Below are 24,101 nucleotides of genomic sequence, written 5' to 3' on the forward strand. Positions count from 1 at the left end.
GGTCAAAAGCGCAAAAAGAAAACATCGCCCGGATGTTGTCGGGCGCAAAGGTATCGGAAGACGAAGCCCTGACGTGCGGCATCATGATGCGGCTGTCCCTGCAGGATATGCGCTATGCCTGCAATCAGGAATTAATCAACTTCGCCGAACATATCGTCAAACAGGTGCAACGCTTGGGCCTGTACTGCAACACTGACGACCCCGCGAACGGGGAAAGCGTACTGTTTGCCTGCCGCGAAGCATCGCAGGCCGTCGCTCAATGGACTAAAGATTTTGACAATTTAAGCCCGAATCAGCGCCAACTCGTGCTGCGTCCGCTGTCAAATCTCTTCGCCGCGTACGAAGAATTTCTGAAAGACGCGCCTGCACGGCTGATAGCCGAAGTATCGGCATACTCATTGGCCGTCCGGGTTGCCAAGAAAGCCATGGCGTTTTTAGAGCTTGACGGCGGTTTGATTTCGGCGGTTGGCAAAGTCGTCAACGGCGCGGATTCGCGCGCGGAAGCCCGCCGCCTTAAAATGCCGTACGCGGAATTTACAGGCCGGATCCTACACGCCGCGAACCTGCTTTACGATGTGGGCATTCAGGCGGACAAGGAGCTTTCGGCGATGTACGGCAAGCCGCTGAATCCCGTGCGCCCCCGACGGATAAGCGACGTGCGCCGGCCGATGATGAAAATGCTTGTTGCGGACAAAGGCGGCGCGTTGGTCCGGGCCGTAAAAGACTCGGAAGACGTCATCCGGCATTGCGACAACGGCGCCGGCTTCAGCTGCTTCAACTGGACCGAACATTTCAAACGGACGGCAAACCTGATCAGCCTCATGCACAGGGAAGCGGCGGCATGAGGACGCACATCCGGACCTGCGTGTATCACGATTCCGGCACAAAAGGCTCAAACACGGCATCAGGCATAAGCGGCACGGCTGCCGGCGCGGCGGAACAAGCGTTTTTCAGCGCGGCGAAGACGGCAAACCGCAGCGCGTCAGCCGCATCCGCAAACGCTCCGCCACACCCGGACAAGCCAAAGAACGGACGAAAACCCATGACGTTTCAAGGACACAACAACCGTAAAAAAGCCGGCGGCTACGCCGAATACATCACGGGCGGCAGCTTGAGGCGGCTGGTTGCCGCCAAAGTCCGCCGATACTGCGGCGAACACCCGGGCGTATTTGACGGCGCGGCAGGAAGCGGGCAGCTGGAGCAGTACATCGAACCGTCCGATTTCCGCGCCGTAGAGATACAGGCGGAAGCGTGTAAAGCCTTGTTGCAAAACTACCCTGCCGCCAAAGTATACAACACAAGCCTTTTCCTTTATACCGACGGCGAACCGCAAGACTGCACCGTCATGAATCCGCCGTTTTCCATCAAGCTAAAGGATTTGAGCGAAGACGAAAAAAGCCGTATCGCACAGGAATACCCGTGGAAGAAATCGGGCGTAGCCGATGAAATCTTCGTTTTAAAAGGATTGGAAAACGCCCGCCGCTTCGGATTCTTCATCCTGTTCCCCGGCATCGCCTACCGCAAAAGCGAGCAGCGATTCCGCGAAATCATCGGCAACCGGCCGGCAGAACTCAACCGCATACAAAACGCGTTTGAAGACACGCCGATCGAAGTGCTTTTACTGGTTATCGACAAAGACAAAACCGACGGCGGCTGCATCCGCGAACTGTACGACTGCAAAACAGACACCCTGCTTGCCGCCGACACTTGGCAAATCGAACCGGACTTGTGGCAAACCGTGCAAGAACCTGCACCGCCGAAGGAAAAGGAAGACCCCGTCCTCTTGGAACACGAATGCCGTGACGCAGCGGCAAAGCGGATTGCCCGGGAATTGAGGTTCAGCAAAATGGTCAACGAGATAGAAGGCTGGCCGCATACCGAATTTGACGGCTTTTGCGACCGCCTGTGCAACCTGATACAGGCAGAGAAATACGGAAAAAAACACTACTTCCCGTGCAGCCTGCCACTTTTCGGAGGGGCGGCCGGCTGAATAACCGCCCGAACAGGAGGACTTATGCACCGACGCAGGCTGAACATCCGCCAAGCCGTAAAAAAGCGGAAACTCAGACAAAGCAGAATTAACAGAAAGAGGTATATATGAACATCAGTAAAGAACAAGGGCTTTTAATCGCATACGGCGGCCGCCCGTATATCCCGCCGAGGGAAGTACACAAAGACTTTTTTGCCCATATCGGCTTTAACGCGTTTAAAGCATCGGGGGTGCGGTGCGAGCTTCCGTTTCCGATTTTCCGATTGTCCGACAGCCGAAAATCGGAATATTTCGTCAGCGTCCGAGAGCTTGCAAAGGCAATCGCAGACAAGGAGGAAAAGGCAAAATCGGAATATCGGAAATTCCGGTCTTGATGCAAGACGGAGGAATCAGGGGATGCGGCACACCCCCTTTAATTTAACATCACTTCCCGGATTTTATATCGCTTTGCGCCTGCATCATTGCCTCTTTAAAATCCAGCCGCGTCGAGCGTTTGCGTACGCTCACATACCTCTGCAGGCTGTTCCAACCGTCATGCAGCGTTACCCGTTGCATTTGCGGAATCGTGAAGCCGTCTTCAGCCATACGGGTAGCAGCCTCGTGCCGTAAATCGTGGAAGCGCAAGTCTTTAACCCCAAGAACCTTGCACGCCCTCGTCCAAGCGGCGGAAACCGATTTTCCGTTGCACGGTACAAGGCTGTCGGCGATGCCTTTGTTGGCAAGCATACGCTTCCTGACCGATTCCTCCGGCAGCTCGTCAATGACCGGCAAAGCCATAGGCAGAATATCAAACTCCTTATTATTCCCTGTGCTGCCGTTCGGATTTTTTAAATCACGAACCGGCCGGGTACAATCATTTTTGTGCCAGTCGTCAAACAGCAGGCGGCAAATCTCATCCTGCCGCCTTGACGTATAAATCGCCAGCCACATAATCAGGTGCATCGGTATGGAAGATTTCCTGCTTTGCCATTGCCGCAGGAAATAAGTTGTCAGGGTTTGCAGTTTTTCCGTGGTCGGCAATCTGTCCCTGATTGCAGATTTCGCAACCATATTCGAGCGTTTCAGCCCGTTTGCCGCGAAATCCAATTCCTGCCAGCCTATTTCAAGCCCCCACACATAAAAGGCGTGTTTTAGCACGGAACGGATATATTGCAGCTCCTGCAATGCCGTAGAAGCCGCGATTGGCGCAATGTCCAGTTCGGGGATTCCGCGCCGCCTCTGCATAACGTGTTCCGCGAAATCAGACCGTTTCAGCTTATCGATGCCGATGCCGCCAATCGGGAACTCCATCAGAAAACGCAAGCCCATTTTCTTTGACCGACCCGCTCCAAGCGTTTCGTTAAGATACTTCCGCATAGCTTCGGACAGCGTCATCATCTTGACCTTGCCGCGCTTGAAAAGCAGTTCTGGGCCGGCTTCGATTTCCGCCTCCCGTTTCTTCCCCCATTCGACCGCCAAAGCCTTTTTACTGAACGTCCTGCTCTCATTGAAAGCAGGATAGCCTTTCTTGCCGACCCGTACCTGAACCCGATATACTGTTTCGCCGGAAGGATTGCGCCGCTTGGTTATTGTTGCCATTTGCACCATTCCAAGAATTAAAAATTATGGTGCAAGTATGGTACGTCAAATATAGTGAAATGGGCAAAAATCCAAGCAAATAATAAAGAATGTTTGAGTTAAAAGAATGTGAAAACCTTATGATAAACAAGGAACTTATTGAACATAAAGGGAAAAGGCGTTTATGCGTCGCCCCGATGCTCGACTGGACGGACAGGCACTACCGTTACCTTGCCCGCCAGATTACCCGAAATGCTTGGCTGTACAGCGAAATGGTCAACGCCGGCGCGATTGTTTACGGCGACAAAGACCGCTTTTTGATGTTCAATGAAGGCGAGCAGCCCGTCGCCCTGCAACTGGGCGGCAGCGATCCGTCCGATTTGGCGAAAGCCGCCAAAGCCGCCGAAGAATACGGCTACAACGAGGTCAACCTCAACTGCGGCTGTCCCAGTCCGCGCGTGCAGAAAGGCGCGTTCGGCGCGTGTCTGATGAACGAAGTCGGGCTGGTTGCCGACTGCCTCAACGCCATGCACGACGCGGTCGGCATCCCCGTTACCGTCAAACACCGCATCGGTGTGGACAGGCAGACCGAATACCAAACCGTTGCCGATTTCGTCGGCACGCTGCGCGACAAAACCGCCTGCAAAACCTTCATCGTCCACGCCCGCAACGCTTGGCTGGACGGTCTTTCGCCCAAAGAAAACCGCGATGTTCCGCCCTTGAAATACGATTACGTTTACCGCCTCAAGCAGGAGTTTCCCGAGCTGGAAATCATCATCAACGGCGGCATCACCACCAACGAAGCAATCGCCGGACACTTGCAACACGTTGACGGCGTGATGGTCGGGCGCGAGGCATACCACAACCCGATGGTGATGCGCGAATGGGACAGGCTGTTTTACGGTGACAACCGCGCCCCGATCGAATACGCCGATTTGGTGCAGCGCCTCTACACATACAGCCAAGTCCAAATCCAAGCCGGACGCGGCACAATCCTGCGCCACATTGTCCGCCACAGCCTCGGGCTGATGCACGGTTTGAAAGGCGCGCGGACTTGGCGGCGTATGCTTTCCGATGCAACGCTCTTGAAAGACAACGACGGTGGCCTGATTTTCGAAGCGTGGAAAGAAGTCGAACGGGCAAATACGCGCGAATAGGGCGGGGCTGTATGTGTGAAATGCCGTCTGAAGGTTTCAGACGGCATTTGTGCGTTTGTCGGGTGGTGTTTAGGGGGCGGTAATGGCGTGTTTCGGCACTTTGTCCATATCCCAGTGTGCCACCGCCCAGTCGAGCAATTCGGCAGGGCGGTCGGTTTCCGGTGCTTCGGGCAGCTTGAGGTAGCGGAACACTTGGCGGAGAAGTTGTTCGCGGCGGTTTAAATCCAATGCGGGGGCGAGCGTCTGCTTCGACCATTTCTGCCCTTGCGCGTTGGTCAGCAGCGGCAGGTGGGCATATTGCGGTGTCGGAACGCCCAAACACTGCTGCAAATAGATTTGGCGCGGTGTGGAAACGAGCAGGTCTTGTCCGCGCACGATGTGGGTAACGCCCTGTTCGGCATCGTCGGCAACGACGGCGAGCTGGTATGCCCAGTAACCGTCTGCACGGAACAGGACGAAATCGCCGATGTCGCGGGCGAGGTTTTGGGTGTAACTGCCGACGATGCCGTCTGAAAAGCCGATGTCGCGGTCGGGGACGCGGATGCGCCACGACGGCTGTTTGCCTTGCAGTGCAGGGCGTTGGCCGGGGTGGCGGCAGCGTCCGTTATAGACGAACCCGTCTGTGCCCCGCCTTGCCCCGGCCTGCCAGTCTTTGCGGTTGCAATGGCAGGGATAGACCAGTCCGGCGGTTTTCAGACGGTATAGGGTTTCTTCATACAGGGCGTAACGGCGGCTCTGATAGGTGACTTCGCCGTCCCACTCGAATCCGAATGCCTCGAGCGTGTGCAGGATATGGCTTGCCGCCCCCGGCATTTCGCGCGGCGGATCGAGGTCTTCCATACGGACCAGCCATTTGCCGCCGTTTGAACGTGCATCGGCATAGGAAGCGACGGCGGTCAGAAGAGAGCCGATGTGGAGCAACCCGGTCGGGCTGGGGGCGAAGCGTCCTGTGTACATATCCGGTACAGCCCCTTTATTTAAGACTATTAATCAAAGCCGTTATCTCATCTTTATCCAGTTCCATCCCGGGCTCTTCAAGCAAGGTTAAATCATATAGGGCATTATATTGCTCTTCGGTAGCTGAATCATCCATAAGAGCAGGCGAGAAAAAATCGAAGGCTCTATCTGCAATTCTCTCATTGCCTGCATTTCTACCAACCAGTTTCATCAATTCTGTATATATAGTATGGGGAGGTACCGGATCCTTAAAAATCAGATCTGAATAAATTTCATCGGGTGAAATGATTTCGAGTGCTTTTGCCATGATTCTATTTCCTTTTGTGTTGGCGGGTAATGTCGTGCATTAACTTCTTGCCCATTAATATTTTTAGGGCGGATCCTTGATATGCCGCACTGTGTCCGGTCAAACGGGCGATGCCGTCTGAAAGCCTTTCAGACGGCATCGGGGAAATGCCTAAACCAAAGGCGCGAGCAGTTTTTCAAAGGCTTCTTCAAACTGTTTCAAACCGTCTTCCTGCAAACGCGCCGCCAAGGTTTCGACATCGATGCCGAGCGCGGCAATTTCGGCGAGCCGCGCCCGTGCTTCGTCCGCGCTTTCGGTCAGCGTCGCTTTCGCCGTGCCGTGGTCGATAAAGGCTTTGAGCGTGGCATCGGGGACGGTGTTGACGGTGTGCACGCCGATCAGGCTGTCAACGTAGAGCGTGTCGGGATAGGCTGGGTTTTTCACGCCGGTAGATGCCCATAAAAGCTGCACGCGGTTTGCGCCTTGGGCTTCCAGTGCGGCAAATTCGGGGGCGGTGAAATATTGTTCCCAATCTTGATAGGCGGCTTTGGCAAGGGCGATGGCGGTTTTGCCTTTGAGCCGGTCGGGCAGCGTTGCATCCAGCGCACTGTCCACGCGCGAGATGAAGAAGCTGGCGACAACTTGGATATGGGCAACGCTTTGTCCGGCTGCCAAGCGTTTGGCAATGCCGCGCGCGTAGGCGGCGTAGGCTTTGAGGGTTTGGGCGCGTGAGAACAGCAGGGTCAGGTTCACGCTGATGCCGTCTGAAACGAGGGTTTCGAGCGCATCGATGCCTGCGTCGGTGGCAGGCACTTTAATCATGGCGTTTTTACGCGCGATGGCGGCATGGAGGCGGCGGGCTTCTTCTACCGTGCCTTGAGCGTCTTTGGCAAGTTCGGGAGAAACTTCGAGACTGACGAAACCGGTTTTGCCGCCGGTGGATTCGTGTTCGGCAAGGCAAACGTCGCAGGCTGCCCGTACGTCGGCAACCGCCATGGTTTCGTAGCGTTGTTTGGGGCTGAGGTTTTGCCGCTTGAGGGCGGCGACCTCGTCGGCATAAAGCGCGTCGCCGGCGAAGGCTTTTTGGAAAATGGCGGGATTGGAAGTTACGCCGCACACGCCTTGTTTGAGCATTTGCGCCAATTCGCCGCTTTGCACGAGCGAGCGGGAAAGGTTGTCCAGCCAGATTTGTTGTCCTAATGCTTTAACGTCCGATAAAATAGTCATTTTTGATTCCTTTGGATGGATGGGCGGGGTTTGAAGGCTTATGCTACCCCGATTCGGAAATTTTGGGTAGTTTTGTTACAGCAAAGGCGGATGGCAATGGCAGAAAACGAAAAATATCTCGACTGGGCGCGCGAAGTGTTGCACACCGAAGCGGAAGGCTTGCGCGAAATTGCGGCGGAATTGGACGAAAACTTCGTCCTTGCGGCAGACGCGTTGTTGCACTGCAAGGGCAGGGTCGTCATCACGGGTATGGGCAAGTCCGGACATATCGGGCGCAAAATGGCGGCAACCATGGCCTCGACCGGCACGCCCGCGTTTTTCGTCCACCCTGCGGAAGCGGCACACGGCGATTTGGGCATGATTGTGGACAACGACGTCGTCGCCGCCATTTCCAATTCCGGCGAAAGCGACGAAATCACCGCCATCATCCCCGCGCTCAAACGCAAAGACATTACCCTCGTCTGCATCACCGCCCGCCCCGATTCAACCATGGCGCGCCATGCCGATATCCACATCACCGCATCGGTTTCGCAAGAAGCCTGCCCGTTGGGGCTTGCCCCGACCACCAGCACCACCGCCGTTATGGCTTTGGGCGACGCGTTGGCGGTCGTCCTGCTGCGCGCCCGCGCGTTCACGCCCGACGACTTCGCCTTGATCCACCCTGCCGGCAGCCTCGGCAAACGCCTGCTTTTGCGCGTTGCCGACATTATGCACAAAGGCGGCGGCCTGCCCGCCGTCCGACTCGGCACGCCCTTGAAAGGAGCCATCGTCAGCATGAGCGAGAAAGGTTTGGGCATGTTGGCGGTAACGGACGGGCAAGGCTGTCTGAAAGGCGTGTTTACTGACGGCGATTTGCGCCGCCTGTTTCAAGAATGCGACAATTTTACCGGTCTTTCGATAGACGAAGTCATGCATACACACCCTAAAACCATCTCCGCCGAACGCCTTGCCACCGAAGCCCTGAAAGTCATGCAGGCAAACCATGTGAACGGGCTTCTGGTTACCGATGCAGACGGCGTGCTGACAGGTGCGCTGAATATGCACGACCTTTTGGCGGCGCGGATTGTATAAGGCGTTGCAGCCGTTTCAGACGGCATTTGTGGTAAGATATGCCGTCTGAAAACAAGGAAATCCCAATGCAGGCAATTTCTCCCGAATTACAGGCACGCGCCGCCAAAATCAAACTGCTGATATTGGATGTGGACGGCGTTTTGACCGACGGGCGCATCTTTATCCGCGACGACGGCGAAGAAATCAAATCGTTTCACACACTGGACGGACACGGCCTGAAAATGCTTCAGGCAAGCGGCGTGCAGACTGCGATTATCACAGGTCGGGACGCGCCCTCCGTCGGCATCCGCGTCAAACAGTTGGGCATAAATTACTACTTCAAAGGCATTTCGGACAAACGCGCCGCGTATGAAGAGCTGCGCGCGCAGGCAGGCTTGGAAGAAGCCGAGTGCGCCTTTGTCGGCGACGACGTGGTCGATTTGCCGGTGATGGTGCGCTGCGGATTGCCGGTTGCCGTCCCCGACGCGCATTGGTTTACGCTGCAACACGCCGCCTATATTGCCAAACGCCCCGGCGGTGCGGGCGCGGTGCGCGAAGTGTGTGACCTGATTATCCGCGCGAAAGGTACGTTGGGCGCGGCTTTGAACGGGTACATCAAATGAAAGTGAGATGGCGGTACGGAATTGCGTTCCCATTGATATTGGCGGTTGCCTTGGGCGGCCTGTCGGCATGGTTGGGCCGTATCAGCGAAGTCGAAATCGAGGAAGTCAGGCTCAATCCCGACGAACCTCAATACACAATGGACGGCTTGGACGGAAGGCGGTTTGACGAACAGGGATACTTGAAAGAACATTTGAGCGCGAAAGGTGCGAAACAGTTTCCCGAAAACAGCGACATCCATTTTGATTCGCCGCATCTCGTGTTCTTCCAAGAAGGCAGGCTGTTGTACGAAGTCGGCAGCGATGAAGCCGTTTACCATACCGAAAACAAACAGGTTCTTTTTAAAAACAACGTTGTGCTGACCAAAACCGCCGACGGCAGGCGGCAGGCGGGTAAAGTCGAAACCGAAAAACTGCACGTCGATACCGAATCTCAATATGCCCAAACCGATACGCCTGTCAGTTTCCAATATGGTGCGTCGCACGGTCAGGCGGGCGGTATGACCTACAACCACAAAACAGGCATGTTGAACTTCTCATCTAAAGTGAAAGCCGCGATTTATGATACAAAAGATATGTAAGCTATTTGTTTTAATTGTAATTTTTGCAACTTCTCCCGCTTTTGCCCTTCAAAGCGACAGCAGACGGCCCATCCAAATCGAAGCCGACCAAGGTTCGCTCGATCAAGCCAACCAAAGTACCACATTTAGCGGCAATGTCATCATCAGACAGGGTACGCTCAACATTTCCGCCTCGCGCGTCAACGTCACACGCGGCGGCAAAGGCGGCGAATCCGTGAGGGCGGAAGGTTCGCCCGTCCGCTTCAGCCAAACGTTGGACGGGGGCAAAGGGACGGTGCGCGGTCAGGCAAACAACGTTACCTATTCCTCCGCAGGAAGCACCGTCGTTCTGACCGGCAATGCCAAAGTGCAGCGCGGCGGCGACGTTGCCGAAGGTGCGGTCATTACCTACAACACCAAAACCGAAGTCTATACCATCAACGGCAGCACGAAATCGGGTGCGAAATCCGCTTCCAAAACCGGCAGGGTCAGCGTCGTCATCCAGCCTTCAAGCACACAAAAAACCGAATAACCCCGATGCCGTCTGAAACGGAAACGCAGTTCAGACGGCATTTGCCGACCGAAATGCCGAGAAGAGATTTATGAGCGCAAACAACAGCCGCCTCGTCGTCCAAAACCTGCAGAAAAGTTTCAAAAAACGCCAAGTCGTCAAAAGTTTCTCCCTTGAGATCGAAAGCGGCGAAGTCATCGGACTGCTCGGGCCCAACGGCGCAGGCAAAACCACCGGCTTCTACATGATAGTCGGGCTCATCGCTGCCGACGCAGGCAGCGTGATGCTGGACGGGCGGGAATTGCGCCACCTGCCCATACACGAACGCGCCCGCCTGGGTGTCGGCTACCTGCCGCAGGAAGCCTCGATATTCCGCAAAATGACCGTCGAACAAAACATCCGCGCCATCTTGGAAATCAGAACCAAAGATAAAAATCAAATCGACAGAGAAATCGAAAAACTGCTCGCCGACCTCAATATCGGACACTTGCGCCGCAATCCTGCGCCGTCGCTGTCCGGCGGCGAACGGCGGCGCGTCGAAATCGCCCGTGTCCTCGCCATGAAACCACGTTTCATCCTTTTGGACGAACCTTTTGCCGGCGTCGATCCCATCGCCGTCATCGACATCCAGAAAATCATCGGTTTCCTCAAATCGCGCGGCATCGGCGTATTGATTACCGACCACAACGTCCGCGAGACCCTCAGCATCTGCGACCGCGCCTACATCATTTCAGACGGTGCGGTGCTGGCTTCCGGCAAGCCCGACGATTTGGTCGGCAACGAACAGGTGCGCGCCGTCTATTTGGGCGAGAACTTCAAATATTGAAGCGTTTTGCCGTCTGCAAAGCAGAACATCGCCGAACGAACGGCAAAAAACCGATTTGCACTATTTTTCTGTGAAATTAATTTAAACTTAAAACATCGACTTAGTCGGCTGGGTAAAAAATATCGACAAATCCGCTTGCGTGTCGTCCCGAAATTTGGTTTAATACGCATCTCTTAACGAGACAGATACAGGCCAGATAGCTCAGTTGGTAGAGCAACGGATTGAAAATCCGTGTGTCGGCGGTTCGATTCCGCCTCTGGCCACCAAAAAACCGCTTATAAGCGGTTATTTTTTGCCTGCCGTTTTCGGCAGCAGTCCCGCACCGCAAATACCTGCCATGCACGACACGGTCTTTGCGGCTGTCGGGCAGGTTAGTGGATTAACAAAAATCAGGACAAAGCGACGAAGCCGCAGACAGTACAACATAGTACGGCAAGGCGGGGTAACGCCGTACCGGTTTAAATTTAATCCACTATAAGAACCAGAAAACATATGCCGTCCGAACCGCAGTTCAGACGGCATTTCCATATCTGAAACAATCAGTCCGTATCGCTTTCGGGTAATTCTGCCGAACCCATGCGTCTGAGCACGATATTGGTTTTGTTGCGCAGCCGTTTGCTTTTCGGATGGTCAGCGTAGTAGAGCGGGGCGGGGACGAGTGCCGTCAGTTTCGCCGCCTGCTGTTTGGTCAGGTCTGCGGCCGGTTTTTTATAAAAATACCGGGACGCAGCTTCCGCGCCGAAAACGCCGTAGTGCCATTCGATTGAGTTTAAATACAGTTCGAAAATCCTGTTTTTGTCGGTAACAGCTTCCATCATTGCCGTAATGGCCGCCTCTTCCCCTTTGCGCAGATAGTTGCGGCTTTCGTTGAGGAAGAGGTTTTTGGCAAGCTGCTGGCTGATGGTCGATCCGCCCGCCTTCACTTCGCCGCTGTTCCGGTTGCGCCTGATGGCGTTTTGAATGCCGCCCCAATCGAAGCCGCCGTGTCCGGCAAAACGGACATCTTCGGAAGCAATCAGGGCTTTTTTCAGGTTGGTGGAAATGCGTTTGTAGGGCATCCAGCGGTAATCCAGTGCGACATCGCGACCTTCTTGTTCAAACTGCTTCATCCGCATCGACATAAAGGCAGTCCGATGGGGCGCGACGGCGCGGTAGGTAATGATGTTGCCGTACACATAGGCATTGAAGAAGATAAAGATGCCGACGGGCAGGGCAATCAGCCATTTGACGATGCGGAACATGGTTACAGGGCTTTCATGTGTTCGATGACGGGGCGGATGTCCGGTTTGAAACCGCGCCAGAGGGCGTAGGAAGCCGCCGCCTGACCGACTAGCATACCCAGTCCGTCGGCAGTTTTTTTCGCACCCGATTGTCGTGCAAAATCTAAAAACGGTTTTGCCGCTTCGCCGTAAACCATATCGTAGGCAAGGCGGCAGTCGCGGAAAATTTTAGGGCTGACGGCAGGAAGCTGACCGCTCAAGCCGCCGGACGTGCCGTTGATGATGATATCGAAACCGCCGTTCACATCCGCCATCGGGACGGCTTCAATGCCGAAAAGCCGCGCCAATTCCTCGGCTTTGGCGCGGGTACGGTTGGCAATGACGATACGGGCAGGGCGGTGTTCTTTCAAAACCGGAATCACGCCGCGCACCGCGCCGCCCGCGCCCAAAAGCAAGATGGTTTTGCCCTCGATGGCAATGTTTTTGACCTGCGTGATGTCGTTGGCCAAACCGATACCGTCAGTATTGTCGCCGCGTATTCTGCCGTCTTCCAACCACACCAGCGTATTGACCGCACCGGCAGCCAAAGCGCGGTCGGAATGTTCGTCCGCCAGATGAAACGCTTCCTGTTTGAACGGTACGGTAACGTTTGCCCCGCAACCGCCTGTTTCAAAAAATGTCGAAACCGCCTGCGCGAAACCGCCGATGTCGGCGCAAATGCGTCCGTATTCGATGTCAACGCCTTCCTGAAGGGCAAATTGCTGATGAATCTGCGGCGATTTGCTGTGGGCGGCGGGGTTGCCGAAAACGGCGTAGCGGGGGAGGGCGTGCATAGTCATATTCCATAAAGGCGGGGCGGTCATTTTATAACGGCGGCGCGAAGATGGGAACGATGCCGTCTGAAACCGCCTTCAGACGGCATCTGTTTTGTCGGCATTCGGACAAAAGGGCGGGCATTCCGCTTTTGAACAGACAAACCGAAGCATATTGTTGACAATCTTGCCGTTTGAAACTATATTTTCCGGCTTGGAATTTGACGCAAAACCGGTTTCAGACGGCATCGGCGTGGTAAAATCGTGCCGACTTTGCGTCAAGCCGCCGCGTTCCGCATATTTTGCCATTTCCCTTTTTCAGGAGCTGAAGATGTCCATTAAAAACGCCGTAAAATTGATTGAAGAAAGCGAAGCCCGCTTTGTCGATTTGCGCTTCACCGATACCAAAGGCAAGCAGCACCACTTTACCGTGCCTGCGCGCATCGTGTTGGAAGACCCCGAAGAGTGGTTTGAAAACGGACCGGCGTTTGACGGCTCGTCCATCGGCGGCTGGAAAGGCATTGAGGCTTCCGATATGCAGTTGCGTCCCGATGCGTCCACAGCCTTCGTCGATCCTTTTTATGATGATGTTACCGTCGTCATTACCTGCGACGTCATCGACCCTGCCGACGGTCAGGGTTACGACCGCGACCCGCGCTCCATCGCACGCCGCGCCGAAGCCTATTTGAAATCTTCCGGTATCGGCGACACCGCCTATTTCGGCCCCGAACCCGAATTCTTCGTCTTCGACGGCGTAGAATTTGAAACCGACATGCACAAAACCCGTTACGAAATCACGTCCGAAAGCGGCGCGTGGGCAAGCGGCCTGCATATGGACGGTCAAAACACCGGCCACCGCCCCGCCGTCAAAGGCGGCTACGCGCCCGTCGCGCCGATTGACTGCGGTCAAGATTTGCGCTCCGCCATGGTGAACATTTTGGAAGGACTCGGCATCGAAGTCGAAGTCCACCACAGCGAAGTCGGTACCGGCAGCCAAATGGAAATCGGCACCCGTTTCGCCACTTTGGTCAAACGCGCCGACCAAACCCAAGATATGAAATACGTCATCCAAAACGTTGCCCACAATTTCGGCAAAACCGCCACCTTTATGCCCAAACCGATTATGGGCGACAACGGCAGCGGTATGCACGTCCACCAATCCATTTGGAAAGACGGTCAAAACCTGTTCGCAGGCGACGGCTATGCCGGTTTGTCCGATACCGCGCTCTACTACATCGGCGGCATCATCAAACACGCCAAAGCCCTGAACGCGATTACCAATCCGTCCACCAACTCCTACAAACGCCTCGTGCCGCACTTTGAAGCACCGACCAAATTGGCCTATTCCGCCAAAAACCGTTCCGCTTCCATCCGTATCCCGTCTGTGAACAGCAGCAAGGCGCGCCGCATCGAAGCGCGTTTCCCCGACCCGACCGCCAACCCGTATTTGGCATTTGCCGCCCTGCTGATGGCCGGTTTGGACGGCATTCAAAACAAAATCCATCCGGGCGACCCTGCCGATAAAAACCTGTACGACCTGCCGCCGGAAGAAGACGCGCTCGTCCCGACCGTCTGCGCTTCTTTGGAAGAAGCACTTGCCGCCCTCAAGGCCGACCACGAATTCCTGCTGCGCGGCGGCGTGTTCAGCAAAGACTGGATCGACAGCTACATCGCCTTTAAAGAGGAAGATGTCCGCCGCATCCGTATGGCGCCGCACCCGCTGGAATTTGAAATGTATTACAGCCTGTAAACCGTCGGGTTTCAGTAGCAATGCCGTCTGAACACAGTTTCAGACGGCATTTTGCATTGGAACGGCAAACCGGCGGCGCGTGGCGGCATTTTTCAGCAGGCGGGCGATATTTGCTACAATAGGCTTTTGTTTTTTGGCTGTACGAACGATGACTGCATCGAAATCAGGTTTTATCGGGCAAATCTTTTCCCGCAATATGCTTGTCTGTATTTTTACGGGGTTTGCCTCGGGGCTGCCGCTGTACTTTCTGATTAACCTGATTCCGGCGTGGTTGCGCAGCGAGCAGGTGGATTTGAAGAGCATCGGGCTGATGGCGTTGATCGGTCTGCCGTTTACTTGGAAATTTTTGTGGTCGCCGCTGATGGACGCGGTCAGGCTGCCCGTTTTGGGACGGCGGCGCGGGTGGATGCTGCTGACGCAGGCAGGGTTACTGGCGGCTTTGGCGGCATATGCCTTTTTAAACCCCCGGAATCATCTGCCGTTGATTGCCGGCCTGTCGGTGCTTGTCGCTTTTTTTTCCGCCAGTCAGGACATTGTATTGGATGCGTTCAGGCGCGAGATTTTGTCGGACGAAGAATTGGGTTTGGGCAACTCGGTTCATGTGAACGCCTACCGGGTTGCCGCCCTGATTCCCGGTTCATTGAGTTTGGTGTTGGCAGACAGGATGCCGTGGTCAGAAGTATTTGTTATCACTTCATTATTTATGCTGCCCGGCCTTCTGATGACGCTGTTTCTCGCGCACGAACCCGTGTTGCCGCCTTCCGTTCCTAAAACGTTGAAGCAGACCGTGGTAGAGCCGTTTAAAGAATTTTTTACGCGCAAGGGCATCGCTTCGGCGGTGTGCGTGCTGCTGTTTATCTTCCTTTACAAACTCGGCGACAGTATGGCAACCGCGTTGGCAACGCCGTTTTATCTGGATATGGGTTTCAGCAAGACCGACATCGGTTTGATTGCCAAAAATGCAGGACTGTGGCCGGCAGTGGCGGCAGGTATCTTGGGCGGCGTGTGGATGCTGAAAATCGGCGTAAACAAAGCCTTGTGGCTATTCGGCGCGGTGCAGGCAATAACGGTTTTGGGGTTTGTATGGCTGGCAGGGTTCGGACATTTCGACACGGTCGGCACAGGCGAGAGGCTGATGCTGGCGGCAGTTATCGGCGCGGAAGCGGTCGGCGTGGGGTTGGGGACGGCGGCGTTTGTATCGTATATGGCGCGCGAGACCAATCCCGCGTTTACGGCAACGCAGCTTGCGCTGTTTACCAGCCTGTCCGCCGTGCCGCGCACGGTCATCAATTCCTTTGCAGGCTATCTGATCGAATGGATGGGTTATGTACCGTTTTTCCGGCTGTGTTTCATACTTGCCCTGCCGGGTATGCTGCTGCTGCTGAAAGTTGCGCCTTGGAACGGGGAAAAAACCCAGGATGCAGGCAGATGAACGCGTCAAACTGGAGCGTTTACCTGATATTGTGTGAAAACAGCGCGTTCTATTGCGGTATCAGCCCGAATCCGCAACAGCGGCTTGCCATCCACACAGCCGGAAAAGGCGCGAAATATACCCGCGTATTCAAACCGGTGGCGATGCGTATCGTTGCAGGCGGCATGGATAAAGGCACTGCGCTCAAACAGGAAATCGCCGTCAAAAAACTGACCGCCGCACAAAAACGGCAATTGTGGGAGCAGGCAGAAAAAATGCCGTCTGAAACCTGACGGTTCAGGTTCGGACGGCAGTTGGCAGCAATCAGGGAAAAGCGGGGCAGGCGGCAAGGAAAACCGATGTTTCAACGCACAGGACGGCACATAGAGCGTCGCCCTATGAAAGTGAAGGCATATATCAGTATTTTTATTTTGCCGTTTTGATATTTTATTTTTTTCCGAGCGGTTTTTATACGCCAACAGAAAAGAAAATGATGAACTGTTTGTTGGATTTGTATTGATTAATCAGTATATTTTTTATACCGAGGGATTTTTCCTTATCGGTATCCCTTCTTTTATGAGGATGCCTGCCGCTCATATAAAGAACGGGAAAATACGGTACAGCCCTCAATATCGCACAATATGTCAACTTATTTGTTTGTTTGATAATGTGTATTTCCGTTTTTTGGATTGTGGTTTTCAATTTGTAGCGAACCGGGTTCGGCATATACGGCATTGCAAAAAGCGTTTGACTCTCCAATGCCGTCTGAAAACCGGTTTCAGACGGCATTTGCGTTCAGTGAGAAAGGTCGCGCCTGCCGCCCGAACGTCTCGCCGCAGCCTCTGCATAACGGCTCACCTCTTTTTCCAAATCTTCCAAGTTCAAAGGAAAATCAGGCAGTCTGTCTCCCTGTTTCTCTTCGCGGATAATCCGCCCGCCATCCAAATACCACGTCTGTTGCGCATGATAGGTCTGCATATCCGCCGTTACGCCATCCGCTTTCAATGCTACCGTCGAAGATTGTGCAATAAAAAGATTTCCGTTTTTCAAATAATATTCGAAACTCTGGCGTTTTTTTCCATTGTCGAAACTCCAATAGACTTTTTGCGGCAGACCGTCCGCATCATAGCCGACCACAAGACTGTTCGCCTTCATCCCCCGGGGCATCAATTCCCGCATATTCTGATAAAACACATAATCGCGCGAGTCCGACGCAATCCGGTTGCTCTCTTCGCGGAAGTCCCAAACCTTCTGCTCGTCATTCGCGACATCCCGGTATTTCGCCAAATATACCTGGGCCATCTGATAACACCCGAGGCAATGCTCATAAACATCTTCCCCGATTTTCCCGCGCCCCGACGCATCAAATACCGAACCGTCCGGTTGCCAAACAACCCGATATTCTCCTGTCGTTTCATAATTTTCCCCGTGAGCCGTTCCGCCGTACACATTTACAGAAAACGGACGATCGTTCCGATACAGATATTCGGCATTAACAAACGCTTCCGGCGATCGTTGCAAAAGCGAAACCGCAACCAAACCGCCCTCGCCGATATAGTAATCCAGCCAGACCTCTTCCCCATGTTCCTGCTCCGTTACGTGAAACCATTGCGCCTTTTCTTTCAAACGACTGAGCCGGATAGCGAGCGCGAGATAATCCTTCTCCGACTGCAACGGACCGTCATCCACAGTTTCGGCAAGGCTTTCCTCCGTCCTCATCGATTCCTTCACGATGACAACCGCCCTGTCGGCATTTCGGAACAGGCGGGCAAGTTTCGCCACAAAAGTATTCGGATTTTCAGGTATTTCAGTTGCCGTATCGCTCAAAAACCAACGCGGATTAATCTCATAGGCAATGCCCGTTCCCAGCCAAAAGGCAAATACAAGTGCAAAAAATGACAACAATACCGGTTTGAATTTTTTAAACATATTTATTTTTCGTTTAACAGGATATATCGATTATATCAGGCGGGCTTTGATTGTTTGATTTTTAATCTAATCTACGGTTGCTGCCGTACTTTTTCGGAAACAAATTGGGTAAAACTAAAAATATCCTTAACGATTTATTTTTCATAGGTTGTCGCCCCCTCCAAATTGCGTGCCAACAACTTCGGCAAAATCAAGCCGGCAAGCCCCTGCATCCTGTACTAATCGGAGAAAATGCCGTCTGAAAGCCGAATACCGCTTCAGATGGCATTTTGATTGTTGGGTTTTTAATCAGAGCTTTGTTTGATAATTTGTTATTTTGAATAAAATACAGGTTCTGTCGAGCTGATAACTTCTATTACAGAATCGCTAAAAAAGAAAATATAAGCCTTATAATATTTCTTTTCAAAAAAACCAAAACTTTCTTCTTTCAACCAGTCCATATAACTGTCATCTATTATCTCGAAAAAATAATTTGCAGTAGGATTCCCATCCGAATTATTTTCTGTTTTATTTTCGAATAAATATTCTGAAAATTTTACTTTATAAGATTCATCCGTTATTTGAAAATGAATTATATTGTCAATAAATATTTCAATATTTAATTCATAATTTCGGTCGGATGCCAAAATGTTCACATCTTGTTCGGTAACACAAATTTTGTCCACATAAAATCTGTGATTATTGTTAGAAAATTGTAATGGTTTAATCTTCACAATCGTTTTCCATATCTAAGTTTTGTTTTCTTATTGCCCTGCCGGATAAAGCAGGTCTGCCTCCGTACTGTCTATCCTCACATTTACTTTCCTGCCATCGGCTTTTATCTCCCCGGTTTTACCGTTTTTGCCAACTTCGCGGCTTTGGCGGTGGCAATGTTGAAGGCGGCTTCGACGGTTTCGGCGGCATTGGGGTTGACCCGTACTCATCCGCAAACGGCAACACGACGGACGGTGTTTGCTTTTCAGCCGTCTGCCGTTTTGACCAAGGTGCTGCCGTGGAAGGAGCAGGTGTAGGATTTTTGAAGAACTCAGTTCTCAATATCCTGCTTCAAATGAAGGAAAGACCATCTGAAAAACAAGCTTAATTTCAGACGACCTTTAATCAAATTTAAGAAAGCCCTTACCAAGCAAACGGTTTCCGCTTCATATCCGAAAGGTTGTCAACTTCATTATTCAGCAAGAACTGCTCAAAAGCATTCCAACCTTTCTTTTCCACCAATTCTGCTTCCTGTTTATACAAGGGGACAAGCAAAGGGAAAACGATATTGTAGTGTTCGCCATAACAGACCTGAAAATCATCATCGAAATAAAATGGGGCGGAAACATACAGTGCATCCATTTTGCTACCTTCGATAATTACCCTGGGTAATTGAATAATTTCACCTCTTAAAATAGGTTGTCTATTGTCAATCAAATATTCAGCCACTCCTGATAGAAAAGCTGCAATATTTTCTTTATTCCATTCTTCAGAACAGGTAAAAATTAATTCAAACCTACTCTTATAGTTCAAGTCATATCGATTCAAGCCTAAAGTAGAAAAAGTAGTTACCCCTTTATATGGTTGTGATGGGAAGACGGAAACGCTGAGATGATAACGTCGATCCAAGCATTTTATACCGCTTTCGATTTCACCCAAATAATGTTCTAAATGTTCAACTATAATCATTTTTTCTTAAAGATTTCATCCCTATCCCGGCAAGACGTAGGCTGTTTTGGGCTCCAATACCGACTTTTTTATTGACGGAAATGCCGTCTGAAAAATAAAGCGGCATCTTGATTTTGCCGTCTAAGGACTTTGCATCCATTCCTCTTTGCTGATTCCAAATTCAAATTCAGCCTGTTCAAATGCCGAATCTAATGTGTCATGATAAGTATCCGTTTGTTCCTGACCGGTCTCATCCAAATAAAACAAATAAAATCCCGGGTCATTTTCATATTGAACAATACTTAAAGCAACAGGTTTGGGAAGTATCCCCATTGGAGTGCGATGAATCGTTCTAATAGGAAAATCTTTATTTTTATCTAAGATAACTTTGAATAATTCTTTTACACTCATAATTTTCTAATCCTGAATAATTGTTACCGCACTATTTTCTATTACACGTCCATTGGCTTTGTAGCCGTCTGCCGTTTTGACCAAGGTGCTGCCGTGGAAGGAGCAGGTGTAGGATTTTTGAAAAACTTAATTCCCAATATCCTGTTTCAAATGAAGGAAATAGGTCGTCTGAAAATTAAACACGGTTTCAGACGACCTTTTAATCGTTAGGTTTACAATCTAACGTAATCCATTCTTACTTATAGATCGATTAAGAGAAGCCCAAACAAGCTTCCCTGTAGCTGAGGATATTTGCTTCCTCATATCTATTTAAAATTCCTTTTAAATCAGAATTATATTTTTTGGGCGGAAAATTAACCGATAAATAATTCTCTCCATTTTTTCTGATTTTACCACTGTGTTCTTCTATGGCTGCCAATAAATCCTTTGGGAAATGATCCAAAACAACGATGTTTATCGTGGTATTTCCTGAAGCTTTTATCAAGTGGTCGAAAAACAGCATCTTATCCTCACGTTCTATGGCAACAATGTCGTTTAAAGCCAAATTCGGTGCGAAAAGAGGAATCTCTTGAATAAGAAAATTTCCATCAGGCATTATGTTTCCTGACAGTATTTCTTCTGCAATATTGCTTTCCAAATCGTAATAGACGACAGTAAGTTTCGATTTCATTTGTTACTCTTCTTAATGTTGCAGCCTCTGCATAATACCTGCCCGTTTTTAGGTGTACCTTGACCACCCTTAGATTTAGGGATGACATGATCTACTTGTCTTTCATTTGAAGTAGGAGAAATATTTTTTATAGATTGTTTGGCTGGAATTGTTTCAATACCGCAATTAGCGCACTTAACTTGACCATTATTTTGAATCCTATTCAAATCAATAACGGCTTCTTTTCCTGCTTTAGTAAAGTCTTTTCCTGCCCGATCGTTTTTACTAAGCCGTTCTGCGCGAAGTTTTGCTTTCTCTAAATTATTTGAACCGCCATACGGACAATCATTATGAACCCAAACCCCTTCCGTTTCCGCCTGATTACCCTTGACGAAGTAGGTATGCCAGTCGGCAACGGTCAGATTGTAGGCTTTGAGCGGTGTTGGTTTGACAATGATGTTGCGGACGGTTTGGGTTTTGCCGCTTTCGGCAAACAGCCTGCTTCCCGCTTTCAAATCTTCCGCTTTAATCCATTTGCCGCCCGAATAAAACGGATGGATGCGGTTGGAAATCAGGGTTTGGTTGTTGCCGATGCCGTCTGAAATTTCAATGTAAACGGTTTCTTGATACGGATTGCCGTATCGGGCGGTAACGGGTTTGTATCCCGTTTCTCCGCTTGCCTCGTCCTTGGAAAGGACGCGGTCTCCGGCTTGAATATGGGCAATGGCTTTGTAGCCGTCTGCCGTTTTGACCAAGGTGCTGCCGTGGAAAGAGCAGGTGTAGGATTTTTGAAGAACTTAGTTCCCAATATCCTGTTTAAAATAAGGGGAAGGTCGCCTGAAAATTAAACACGGTTTCAGACGGCATTTTGATTGCCGGGTTTTGCTATTTTTTGTTGTAATAATCAAATTGCACGTTGACTATGTCTTTCTCGGTAAAAATATAACGGAGCATTGTTTTAAGCCTTTCATAACGTTCGTTAATTCCCACGCTATCAGGTAACCAAGGGGAAGCTTTAATTTCAAAAAGTTTCCAATTTGGAACCATTAAAAACTCAATAATGGTACCGATTCCAATCACGATATCCCTTGGTATATCCATCGGATAAGGATATTTTCTCCTAACCTCGATTAAATCATTCTCCAACTTCCAATATTCTTCATCATCCCACACCCCGTCATCATACCATTTGCCAATAAATGAATTTTCGTCATACCCCTCAAAATAAGGAACGTTTCTTATAATATCCTTGAACTCACACATAATAATGTATCTCCAATATAATTAAACTTTTCATCTCAATCTACCTTTACTATGTTGTATTGGAAAGTAAAAAAATTTCCAGTCCTCTACATCTAGATCAGTAAAAATATAACGGAGCATTACTCTGAACCTTTCATAACGCTCATTAATTTTGACACTTTTAGGCAACCAAGGAGAAGCTTTAATTTCAAAAAGTTTCCAATTTTGAACCATTAAAAAATCAATAATGGTACCGATTCCAATCACGATGTCCCTTGGTATATCCATCGGATAAGGATATTTTTTTCTAACCTCGATTAAAGCATTCTCCAATTTCCAATATTCTTCATCATCCCACACTCCGTCATCATACCATTTGCCAATAAATGAATTTTCGTCATACTCTTCAAAACAAGGGATGTTTCTTCTAAAATCCTTGAACTCGCACATAATAATTAATCTCCAATACGATTTAGGTTTTTATCAAATGTACCGTTTCTTGTTTCTTTTCTGTTCAGATTTTTGGGTGAAGATGCTTCTTTCCAAGCCCCTCCATTATGTGAATCTACATCGCGTGATATATAACTCTTTCCTTTTTTAAAAATAGCAGCATCATTTCTCGTTCTTTCTTTTATTTTTCTATATCCCAATTTCTTTGCTGCTGCATATGCTTCTGAATCATTCCCATATACGGGGGTAGATGGTGTTTTTCTTGGCGGACACGCATTATGAACCCAAACCCCTTCCGTTTCCGCCTGATTACCCTTGACGAAGTAGGTATGCCAGTCGGCAACGGTCAGATTGTAGGCTTTGAGCGGTGTTGGTTTGACAATGATGTTGCGGACGGTTTGGGTTTTGCCGCTTTCGGCAAACAGCCTGCTTCCCGCTTTCAAATCTTCCGCTTTAATCCATTTGCCGCCCGAATAAAACGGATGGATGCGGTTGGAAATCAGGGTTTGGCTGTTGCCGATGCCGTCTGAAACTTTAATGTAAACGGTTTCTTGATACGGATTACCGTATTGGGCGGTAACGGGTTTGTATCCTGTTTTCCCGCTTGCCTCGTCCTTGGAGAGGACGCTCTCGCCGGCTCGGATACGGGCAATGGCTTTGTAGCCGTCTGCCGTTCTGACCAAGGTGCTGCCGTGGAAGGAGCAGGTGTAGGATTTTTGAAGAACTTAGTTTTCAATATCCTGTTTCAAATGAAGGAAATAGGTCGTCTGAAAATTAAACACGATTTCAGGCGACCTTTTGATTGTTGAACTTTTCAATTAAATCATTATTGTGATTGGTTTATTTTTCATAATAAATTCAGAAATTATATCTTGAATTATAGAAATATTTTTAGAGATATGCTCAATAGGGTAGACGTCTCCCAAAATTTCCATTGTATTTCCACTATAATTTTCCGTTTTAAGATTTTTTACTTCAATATCTCCATCTTCTAAAATTGTTTGAATTATTGGTAAATAATATCCTTTTTCAAAATAGATAGTTAATTCAGTATTGCCAAATTCAGGCTCAGGAATAATTCTGAAAACAAGGACTCCGGCTTTTTTTTCAAAATTTGATACAGAAAAAAAGTTATTTATTTCTTTAATGTTAGGATTTTCTAAAATAGGGATTTGGATTCGTTCTCCATTATCTGTAATAAAAAATCCACCAAAAACAATTGTTGATGTTTTCATTTTCTCTCCTTAATTGATTTCATACCAGGCGTCCAATAGTAAGTTTTATTTTTTCCTGTTACATTATCTGTCGCATTAACAGTCAGTGATTTCAGTCCAGAAGCTTGAGCAGCAGCTGCAATATCTCCTTTACAATAACCGCAAACATCTTTTCCTGAAACTGTCATTGTCATAGATGCCCCTTTCGTTTCACCTGCATTATAAGCCTGCTGGATAACACCAATTTCAGCATGTGAATTAGCAACGGTTGCATTCGGACGAGGTTTACCGTCGGCTTGGATTTTTGCATTAACTCGTTGGGCTATTAATGTAGGTGAATCAGGCGATCCAATTTTTGCACTTTGATTAACATCTCTAAAAGTCTTTCCATTAATCGTTCCTTTGGCAATTACTTTTGGTTTGACAGTAGAAAAGTTTTTATAGCTAATCGAAAAATCCCCGCTAACCGCAGCTTTCCCCGGTTTTGCCGCCTTTGCCAGCTTCGCGACTTTGGCGGCGGCGGCAACGTTGAAGACGGCTTCGACGGTTTCGGCGGCATTGGGGTTTTCCTGTATCCACCGGTCAACGGCTTCGCGCGTATTTTTTTCAAAGCCCGCCACGCTGCCCAAGC

At 50.3% G+C, this 24,101-nt stretch carries 31 protein-coding genes and 1 tRNA gene; 13 read left to right on the forward strand and 19 right to left on the reverse strand.

The features are described from left to right. The 3 genes from DFR77_RS09790 to DFR77_RS09800 form a co-directional block, all read left to right on the forward strand. Positions 1-845 (forward strand): hypothetical protein (locus DFR77_RS09790; RefSeq protein WP_249033559.1); only part of this gene is annotated, 845 nt, incomplete at its 5' end. Next, entirely contained in the window at positions 842-1,990 is a 1,149-nt protein-coding gene (locus DFR77_RS09795) for a DNA methyltransferase family protein (RefSeq protein ID WP_017146997.1), read from the forward strand. The genes DFR77_RS09790 and DFR77_RS09795, both read left to right, overlap by 4 nt. 107 nt (positions 1,991-2,097) lie before the next feature. Further along, positions 2,098-2,364, forward strand: a complete 267-nt coding sequence (locus tag DFR77_RS09800; RefSeq protein WP_003689557.1) for a pyocin activator PrtN family protein — start codon at positions 2,098-2,100, stop codon at positions 2,362-2,364. Between the two features lie 49 nt (positions 2,365-2,413). Here the strand turns inward: DFR77_RS09800 and DFR77_RS09805 are convergent, their stop codons facing one another. Beyond that, positions 2,414-3,568: a tyrosine-type recombinase/integrase gene (locus tag DFR77_RS09805; RefSeq protein WP_113852115.1), complete on the reverse strand. Its 1,155-nt coding sequence runs from the start codon at positions 3,566-3,568 to the stop codon at positions 2,414-2,416. A 119-nt stretch (positions 3,569-3,687) separates the two neighbouring features. Here DFR77_RS09805 and dusA point away from each other — a divergent pair, with 119 nt between their 5' ends. After that, positions 3,688-4,704 (forward strand): tRNA dihydrouridine(20/20a) synthase DusA, encoded by a 1,017-nt coding sequence (gene dusA / locus DFR77_RS09810; RefSeq protein WP_003689555.1) that lies wholly within the window; start codon positions 3,688-3,690, stop codon positions 4,702-4,704. 69 nt (positions 4,705-4,773) lie between these two features. On the opposite strand, the gene gluQRS is transcribed toward dusA, so the two are convergent. From gluQRS to tal, 4 genes are read right to left on the reverse strand one after another with little or no spacing between them, the layout of a single operon-like run. Beyond that, a complete protein-coding gene (gene gluQRS, locus DFR77_RS09815; protein ID WP_003693489.1) occupies positions 4,774-5,661 on the reverse strand; it encodes a tRNA glutamyl-Q(34) synthetase GluQRS in 888 nt (295 codons plus the stop codon). A 16-nt stretch (positions 5,662-5,677) separates the two neighbouring features. Beyond that, positions 5,678-5,968, reverse strand: a complete 291-nt coding sequence (locus tag DFR77_RS09820) for a hypothetical protein (protein WP_003689553.1) — start codon at positions 5,966-5,968, stop codon at positions 5,678-5,680. A gap of 4 nt (positions 5,969-5,972) precedes the next feature. Further along, positions 5,973-6,107: a hypothetical protein gene (locus DFR77_RS14430; protein WP_003703570.1), complete on the reverse strand. Its 135-nt coding sequence runs from the start codon at positions 6,105-6,107 to the stop codon at positions 5,973-5,975. A gap of 11 nt (positions 6,108-6,118) precedes the next feature. Next, a complete protein-coding gene (gene tal / locus DFR77_RS09825) occupies positions 6,119-7,174 on the reverse strand; it encodes a transaldolase (protein WP_003689551.1) in 1,056 nt (351 codons plus the stop codon). A 96-nt stretch (positions 7,175-7,270) separates the two neighbouring features. Here tal and DFR77_RS09830 point away from each other — a divergent pair, with 96 nt between their 5' ends. The 6 genes from DFR77_RS09830 (at position 7,271) to DFR77_RS09855 (ending at position 11,007) form a co-directional block, all read left to right on the forward strand. Further along, complete coding sequence (locus DFR77_RS09830) at positions 7,271-8,245, forward strand: KpsF/GutQ family sugar-phosphate isomerase (RefSeq protein WP_003689550.1); 975 nt, start codon at positions 7,271-7,273, stop codon at positions 8,243-8,245. A gap of 65 nt (positions 8,246-8,310) precedes the next feature. Beyond that, on the forward strand, positions 8,311-8,847 hold the full coding sequence (locus DFR77_RS09835) for a KdsC family phosphatase (RefSeq protein ID WP_003689546.1): 537 nt from the start codon (positions 8,311-8,313) through the stop codon (positions 8,845-8,847). Then, positions 8,844-9,425 (forward strand): LPS export ABC transporter periplasmic protein LptC, encoded by a 582-nt coding sequence (gene lptC / locus DFR77_RS09840; RefSeq protein ID WP_003695504.1) that lies wholly within the window; start codon positions 8,844-8,846, stop codon positions 9,423-9,425. Before DFR77_RS09835 ends, lptC begins: the two co-directional genes overlap by 4 nt. Beyond that, entirely contained in the window at positions 9,406-9,936 is a 531-nt protein-coding gene (gene lptA / locus DFR77_RS09845; RefSeq protein WP_003689542.1) for a lipopolysaccharide transport periplasmic protein LptA, read from the forward strand. The genes lptC and lptA overlap by 20 nt, the downstream gene beginning before the upstream one ends. A 70-nt stretch (positions 9,937-10,006) precedes the next feature. Further along, positions 10,007-10,741: an LPS export ABC transporter ATP-binding protein gene (gene lptB / locus DFR77_RS09850; RefSeq protein WP_003689540.1), complete on the forward strand. Its 735-nt coding sequence runs from the start codon at positions 10,007-10,009 to the stop codon at positions 10,739-10,741. A gap of 190 nt (positions 10,742-10,931) precedes the next feature. Continuing rightward, a tRNA-Phe gene (locus DFR77_RS09855) sits at positions 10,932-11,007 on the forward strand. Between the two features lie 273 nt (positions 11,008-11,280). Here DFR77_RS09855 and mtgA read toward each other — a convergent pair. Next, a complete protein-coding gene (mtgA, locus tag DFR77_RS09860) occupies positions 11,281-11,982 on the reverse strand; it encodes a monofunctional biosynthetic peptidoglycan transglycosylase (RefSeq protein ID WP_003693494.1) in 702 nt (233 codons plus the stop codon). Positions 11,983-11,984: 2 nt separating this feature from the next. Continuing rightward, positions 11,985-12,794: a shikimate dehydrogenase gene (aroE, locus tag DFR77_RS09865; protein ID WP_003689536.1), complete on the reverse strand. Its 810-nt coding sequence runs from the start codon at positions 12,792-12,794 to the stop codon at positions 11,985-11,987. Between the two features lie 310 nt (positions 12,795-13,104). On the opposite strand from aroE, the gene glnA reads away from it, so the two are divergent. From glnA to DFR77_RS09885, 3 genes are all read left to right on the forward strand, one after another. Beyond that, positions 13,105-14,523: a type I glutamate--ammonia ligase gene (gene glnA / locus DFR77_RS09875; RefSeq protein WP_003697465.1), complete on the forward strand. Its 1,419-nt coding sequence runs from the start codon at positions 13,105-13,107 to the stop codon at positions 14,521-14,523. A gap of 148 nt (positions 14,524-14,671) precedes the next feature. Next, positions 14,672-15,955, forward strand: coding sequence for an MFS transporter (locus DFR77_RS09880; protein WP_003693496.1), 1,284 nt, complete (start codon positions 14,672-14,674; stop codon positions 15,953-15,955). After that, on the forward strand, positions 15,952-16,227 hold the full coding sequence (locus tag DFR77_RS09885) for a GIY-YIG nuclease family protein (RefSeq protein ID WP_003693497.1): 276 nt from the start codon (positions 15,952-15,954) through the stop codon (positions 16,225-16,227). The genes DFR77_RS09880 and DFR77_RS09885 overlap by 4 nt, the downstream gene beginning before the upstream one ends. 175 nt (positions 16,228-16,402) lie before the next feature. Here DFR77_RS09885 and DFR77_RS13445 read toward each other — a convergent pair whose 3' ends face one another. The 12 genes from DFR77_RS13445 to DFR77_RS09950 form a co-directional block, all read right to left on the reverse strand. Beyond that, positions 16,403-16,723: a hypothetical protein gene (locus DFR77_RS13445; RefSeq protein WP_003703584.1), complete on the reverse strand. Its 321-nt coding sequence runs from the start codon at positions 16,721-16,723 to the stop codon at positions 16,403-16,405. Positions 16,724-16,729: 6 nt separating this feature from the next. Beyond that, positions 16,730-17,863: a hypothetical protein gene (locus DFR77_RS09895; RefSeq protein WP_003697464.1), complete on the reverse strand. Its 1,134-nt coding sequence runs from the start codon at positions 17,861-17,863 to the stop codon at positions 16,730-16,732. Positions 17,864-18,174: 311 nt separating this feature from the next. Then, a complete protein-coding gene (locus DFR77_RS09900) occupies positions 18,175-18,576 on the reverse strand; it encodes a hypothetical protein (RefSeq protein WP_003693500.1) in 402 nt (133 codons plus the stop codon). Between the two features lie 403 nt (positions 18,577-18,979). After that, on the reverse strand, positions 18,980-19,525 hold the full coding sequence (locus tag DFR77_RS09910) for a suppressor of fused domain protein (RefSeq protein ID WP_003689520.1): 546 nt from the start codon (positions 19,523-19,525) through the stop codon (positions 18,980-18,982). A 120-nt stretch (positions 19,526-19,645) separates the two neighbouring features. Beyond that, positions 19,646-19,915: a hypothetical protein gene (locus tag DFR77_RS09915; protein ID WP_003693502.1), complete on the reverse strand. Its 270-nt coding sequence runs from the start codon at positions 19,913-19,915 to the stop codon at positions 19,646-19,648. Between the two features lie 250 nt (positions 19,916-20,165). Continuing rightward, complete coding sequence (locus tag DFR77_RS09920; protein WP_002231813.1) at positions 20,166-20,585, reverse strand: DUF4265 domain-containing protein; 420 nt, start codon at positions 20,583-20,585, stop codon at positions 20,166-20,168. Next, positions 20,582-21,319, reverse strand: a complete 738-nt coding sequence (locus DFR77_RS14590) for a polymorphic toxin-type HINT domain-containing protein (protein WP_003693503.1) — start codon at positions 21,317-21,319, stop codon at positions 20,582-20,584. Before DFR77_RS14590 ends, DFR77_RS09920 begins: the two co-directional genes overlap by 4 nt. 130 nt (positions 21,320-21,449) lie before the next feature. Continuing rightward, positions 21,450-21,827, reverse strand: coding sequence for an immunity 41 family protein (locus tag DFR77_RS09930; RefSeq protein ID WP_003689514.1), 378 nt, complete (start codon positions 21,825-21,827; stop codon positions 21,450-21,452). 30 nt (positions 21,828-21,857) lie between these two features. Then, positions 21,858-22,256: an immunity 41 family protein gene (locus DFR77_RS09935; protein WP_002233666.1), complete on the reverse strand. Its 399-nt coding sequence runs from the start codon at positions 22,254-22,256 to the stop codon at positions 21,858-21,860. 5 nt (positions 22,257-22,261) lie between these two features. Further along, positions 22,262-22,939 (reverse strand): hint domain-/BECR-fold containing toxin, encoded by a 678-nt coding sequence (locus DFR77_RS09940; protein WP_003693504.1) that lies wholly within the window; start codon positions 22,937-22,939, stop codon positions 22,262-22,264. Positions 22,940-23,074: 135 nt separating this feature from the next. Further along, positions 23,075-23,491 (reverse strand): DUF6911 family protein, encoded by a 417-nt coding sequence (locus tag DFR77_RS09945; protein ID WP_003689511.1) that lies wholly within the window; start codon positions 23,489-23,491, stop codon positions 23,075-23,077. After that, positions 23,488-24,101: MafB family polymorphic toxin (locus DFR77_RS09950; RefSeq protein ID WP_170123229.1), on the reverse strand; the 614-nt coding region annotated here is incomplete at its 5' end. The genes DFR77_RS09950 and DFR77_RS09945, both read right to left, overlap by 4 nt.

It is taken from the genome of Neisseria gonorrhoeae, assembly GCF_003315235.1.
In the GTDB taxonomy this organism is placed as follows: domain Bacteria; phylum Pseudomonadota; class Gammaproteobacteria; order Burkholderiales; family Neisseriaceae; genus Neisseria; species Neisseria gonorrhoeae.

Bases quoted from the DNA above. Each gene is read 5' to 3' on its own strand.
- DFR77_RS09795 (WP_017146997.1), top strand. From the start codon at position 842: ATGAGGACGCACATCCGGACCTGCGTGTATCACGATTCCGGCACAAAA.
- DFR77_RS09800 (WP_003689557.1), top strand. From the start codon at position 2,098: ATGAACATCAGTAAAGAACAAGGGCTTTTAATCGCATACGGCGGCCGC.
- DFR77_RS09805 (WP_113852115.1), bottom strand. From the start codon at position 3,568: ATGGCAACAATAACCAAGCGGCGCAATCCTTCCGGCGAAACAGTATAT.
- dusA (WP_003689555.1), top strand. From the start codon at position 3,688: ATGATAAACAAGGAACTTATTGAACATAAAGGGAAAAGGCGTTTATGC.
- gluQRS (WP_003693489.1), bottom strand. From the start codon at position 5,661: ATGTACACAGGACGCTTCGCCCCCAGCCCGACCGGGTTGCTCCACATC.
- DFR77_RS09820 (WP_003689553.1), bottom strand. From the start codon at position 5,968: ATGGCAAAAGCACTCGAAATCATTTCACCCGATGAAATTTATTCAGAT.
- DFR77_RS14430 (WP_003703570.1), bottom strand. From the start codon at position 6,107: ATGCCGTCTGAAAGGCTTTCAGACGGCATCGCCCGTTTGACCGGACAC.
- tal (WP_003689551.1), bottom strand. From the start codon at position 7,174: ATGACTATTTTATCGGACGTTAAAGCATTAGGACAACAAATCTGGCTG.
- DFR77_RS09830 (WP_003689550.1), top strand. From the start codon at position 7,271: ATGGCAGAAAACGAAAAATATCTCGACTGGGCGCGCGAAGTGTTGCAC.
- DFR77_RS09835 (WP_003689546.1), top strand. From the start codon at position 8,311: ATGCAGGCAATTTCTCCCGAATTACAGGCACGCGCCGCCAAAATCAAA.
- lptC (WP_003695504.1), top strand. From the start codon at position 8,844: ATGAAAGTGAGATGGCGGTACGGAATTGCGTTCCCATTGATATTGGCG.
- lptA (WP_003689542.1), top strand. From the start codon at position 9,406: ATGATACAAAAGATATGTAAGCTATTTGTTTTAATTGTAATTTTTGCA.
- lptB (WP_003689540.1), top strand. From the start codon at position 10,007: ATGAGCGCAAACAACAGCCGCCTCGTCGTCCAAAACCTGCAGAAAAGT.
- mtgA (WP_003693494.1), bottom strand. From the start codon at position 11,982: ATGTTCCGCATCGTCAAATGGCTGATTGCCCTGCCCGTCGGCATCTTT.
- aroE (WP_003689536.1), bottom strand. From the start codon at position 12,794: ATGCACGCCCTCCCCCGCTACGCCGTTTTCGGCAACCCCGCCGCCCAC.
- glnA (WP_003697465.1), top strand. From the start codon at position 13,105: ATGTCCATTAAAAACGCCGTAAAATTGATTGAAGAAAGCGAAGCCCGC.
- DFR77_RS09880 (WP_003693496.1), top strand. From the start codon at position 14,672: ATGACTGCATCGAAATCAGGTTTTATCGGGCAAATCTTTTCCCGCAAT.
- DFR77_RS09885 (WP_003693497.1), top strand. From the start codon at position 15,952: ATGAACGCGTCAAACTGGAGCGTTTACCTGATATTGTGTGAAAACAGC.
- DFR77_RS13445 (WP_003703584.1), bottom strand. From the start codon at position 16,723: ATGCCGTCTGAAACCGGTTTTCAGACGGCATTGGAGAGTCAAACGCTT.
- DFR77_RS09895 (WP_003697464.1), bottom strand. From the start codon at position 17,863: ATGTTTAAAAAATTCAAACCGGTATTGTTGTCATTTTTTGCACTTGTA.
- DFR77_RS09910 (WP_003689520.1), bottom strand. From the start codon at position 19,525: ATGATTATAGTTGAACATTTAGAACATTATTTGGGTGAAATCGAAAGC.
- DFR77_RS09915 (WP_003693502.1), bottom strand. From the start codon at position 19,915: ATGAGTGTAAAAGAATTATTCAAAGTTATCTTAGATAAAAATAAAGAT.
- DFR77_RS09920 (WP_002231813.1), bottom strand. From the start codon at position 20,585: ATGAAATCGAAACTTACTGTCGTCTATTACGATTTGGAAAGCAATATT.
- DFR77_RS09930 (WP_003689514.1), bottom strand. From the start codon at position 21,827: ATGTGTGAGTTCAAGGATATTATAAGAAACGTTCCTTATTTTGAGGGG.
- DFR77_RS09935 (WP_002233666.1), bottom strand. From the start codon at position 22,256: ATGTGCGAGTTCAAGGATTTTAGAAGAAACATCCCTTGTTTTGAAGAG.
- DFR77_RS09945 (WP_003689511.1), bottom strand. From the start codon at position 23,491: ATGAAAACATCAACAATTGTTTTTGGTGGATTTTTTATTACAGATAAT.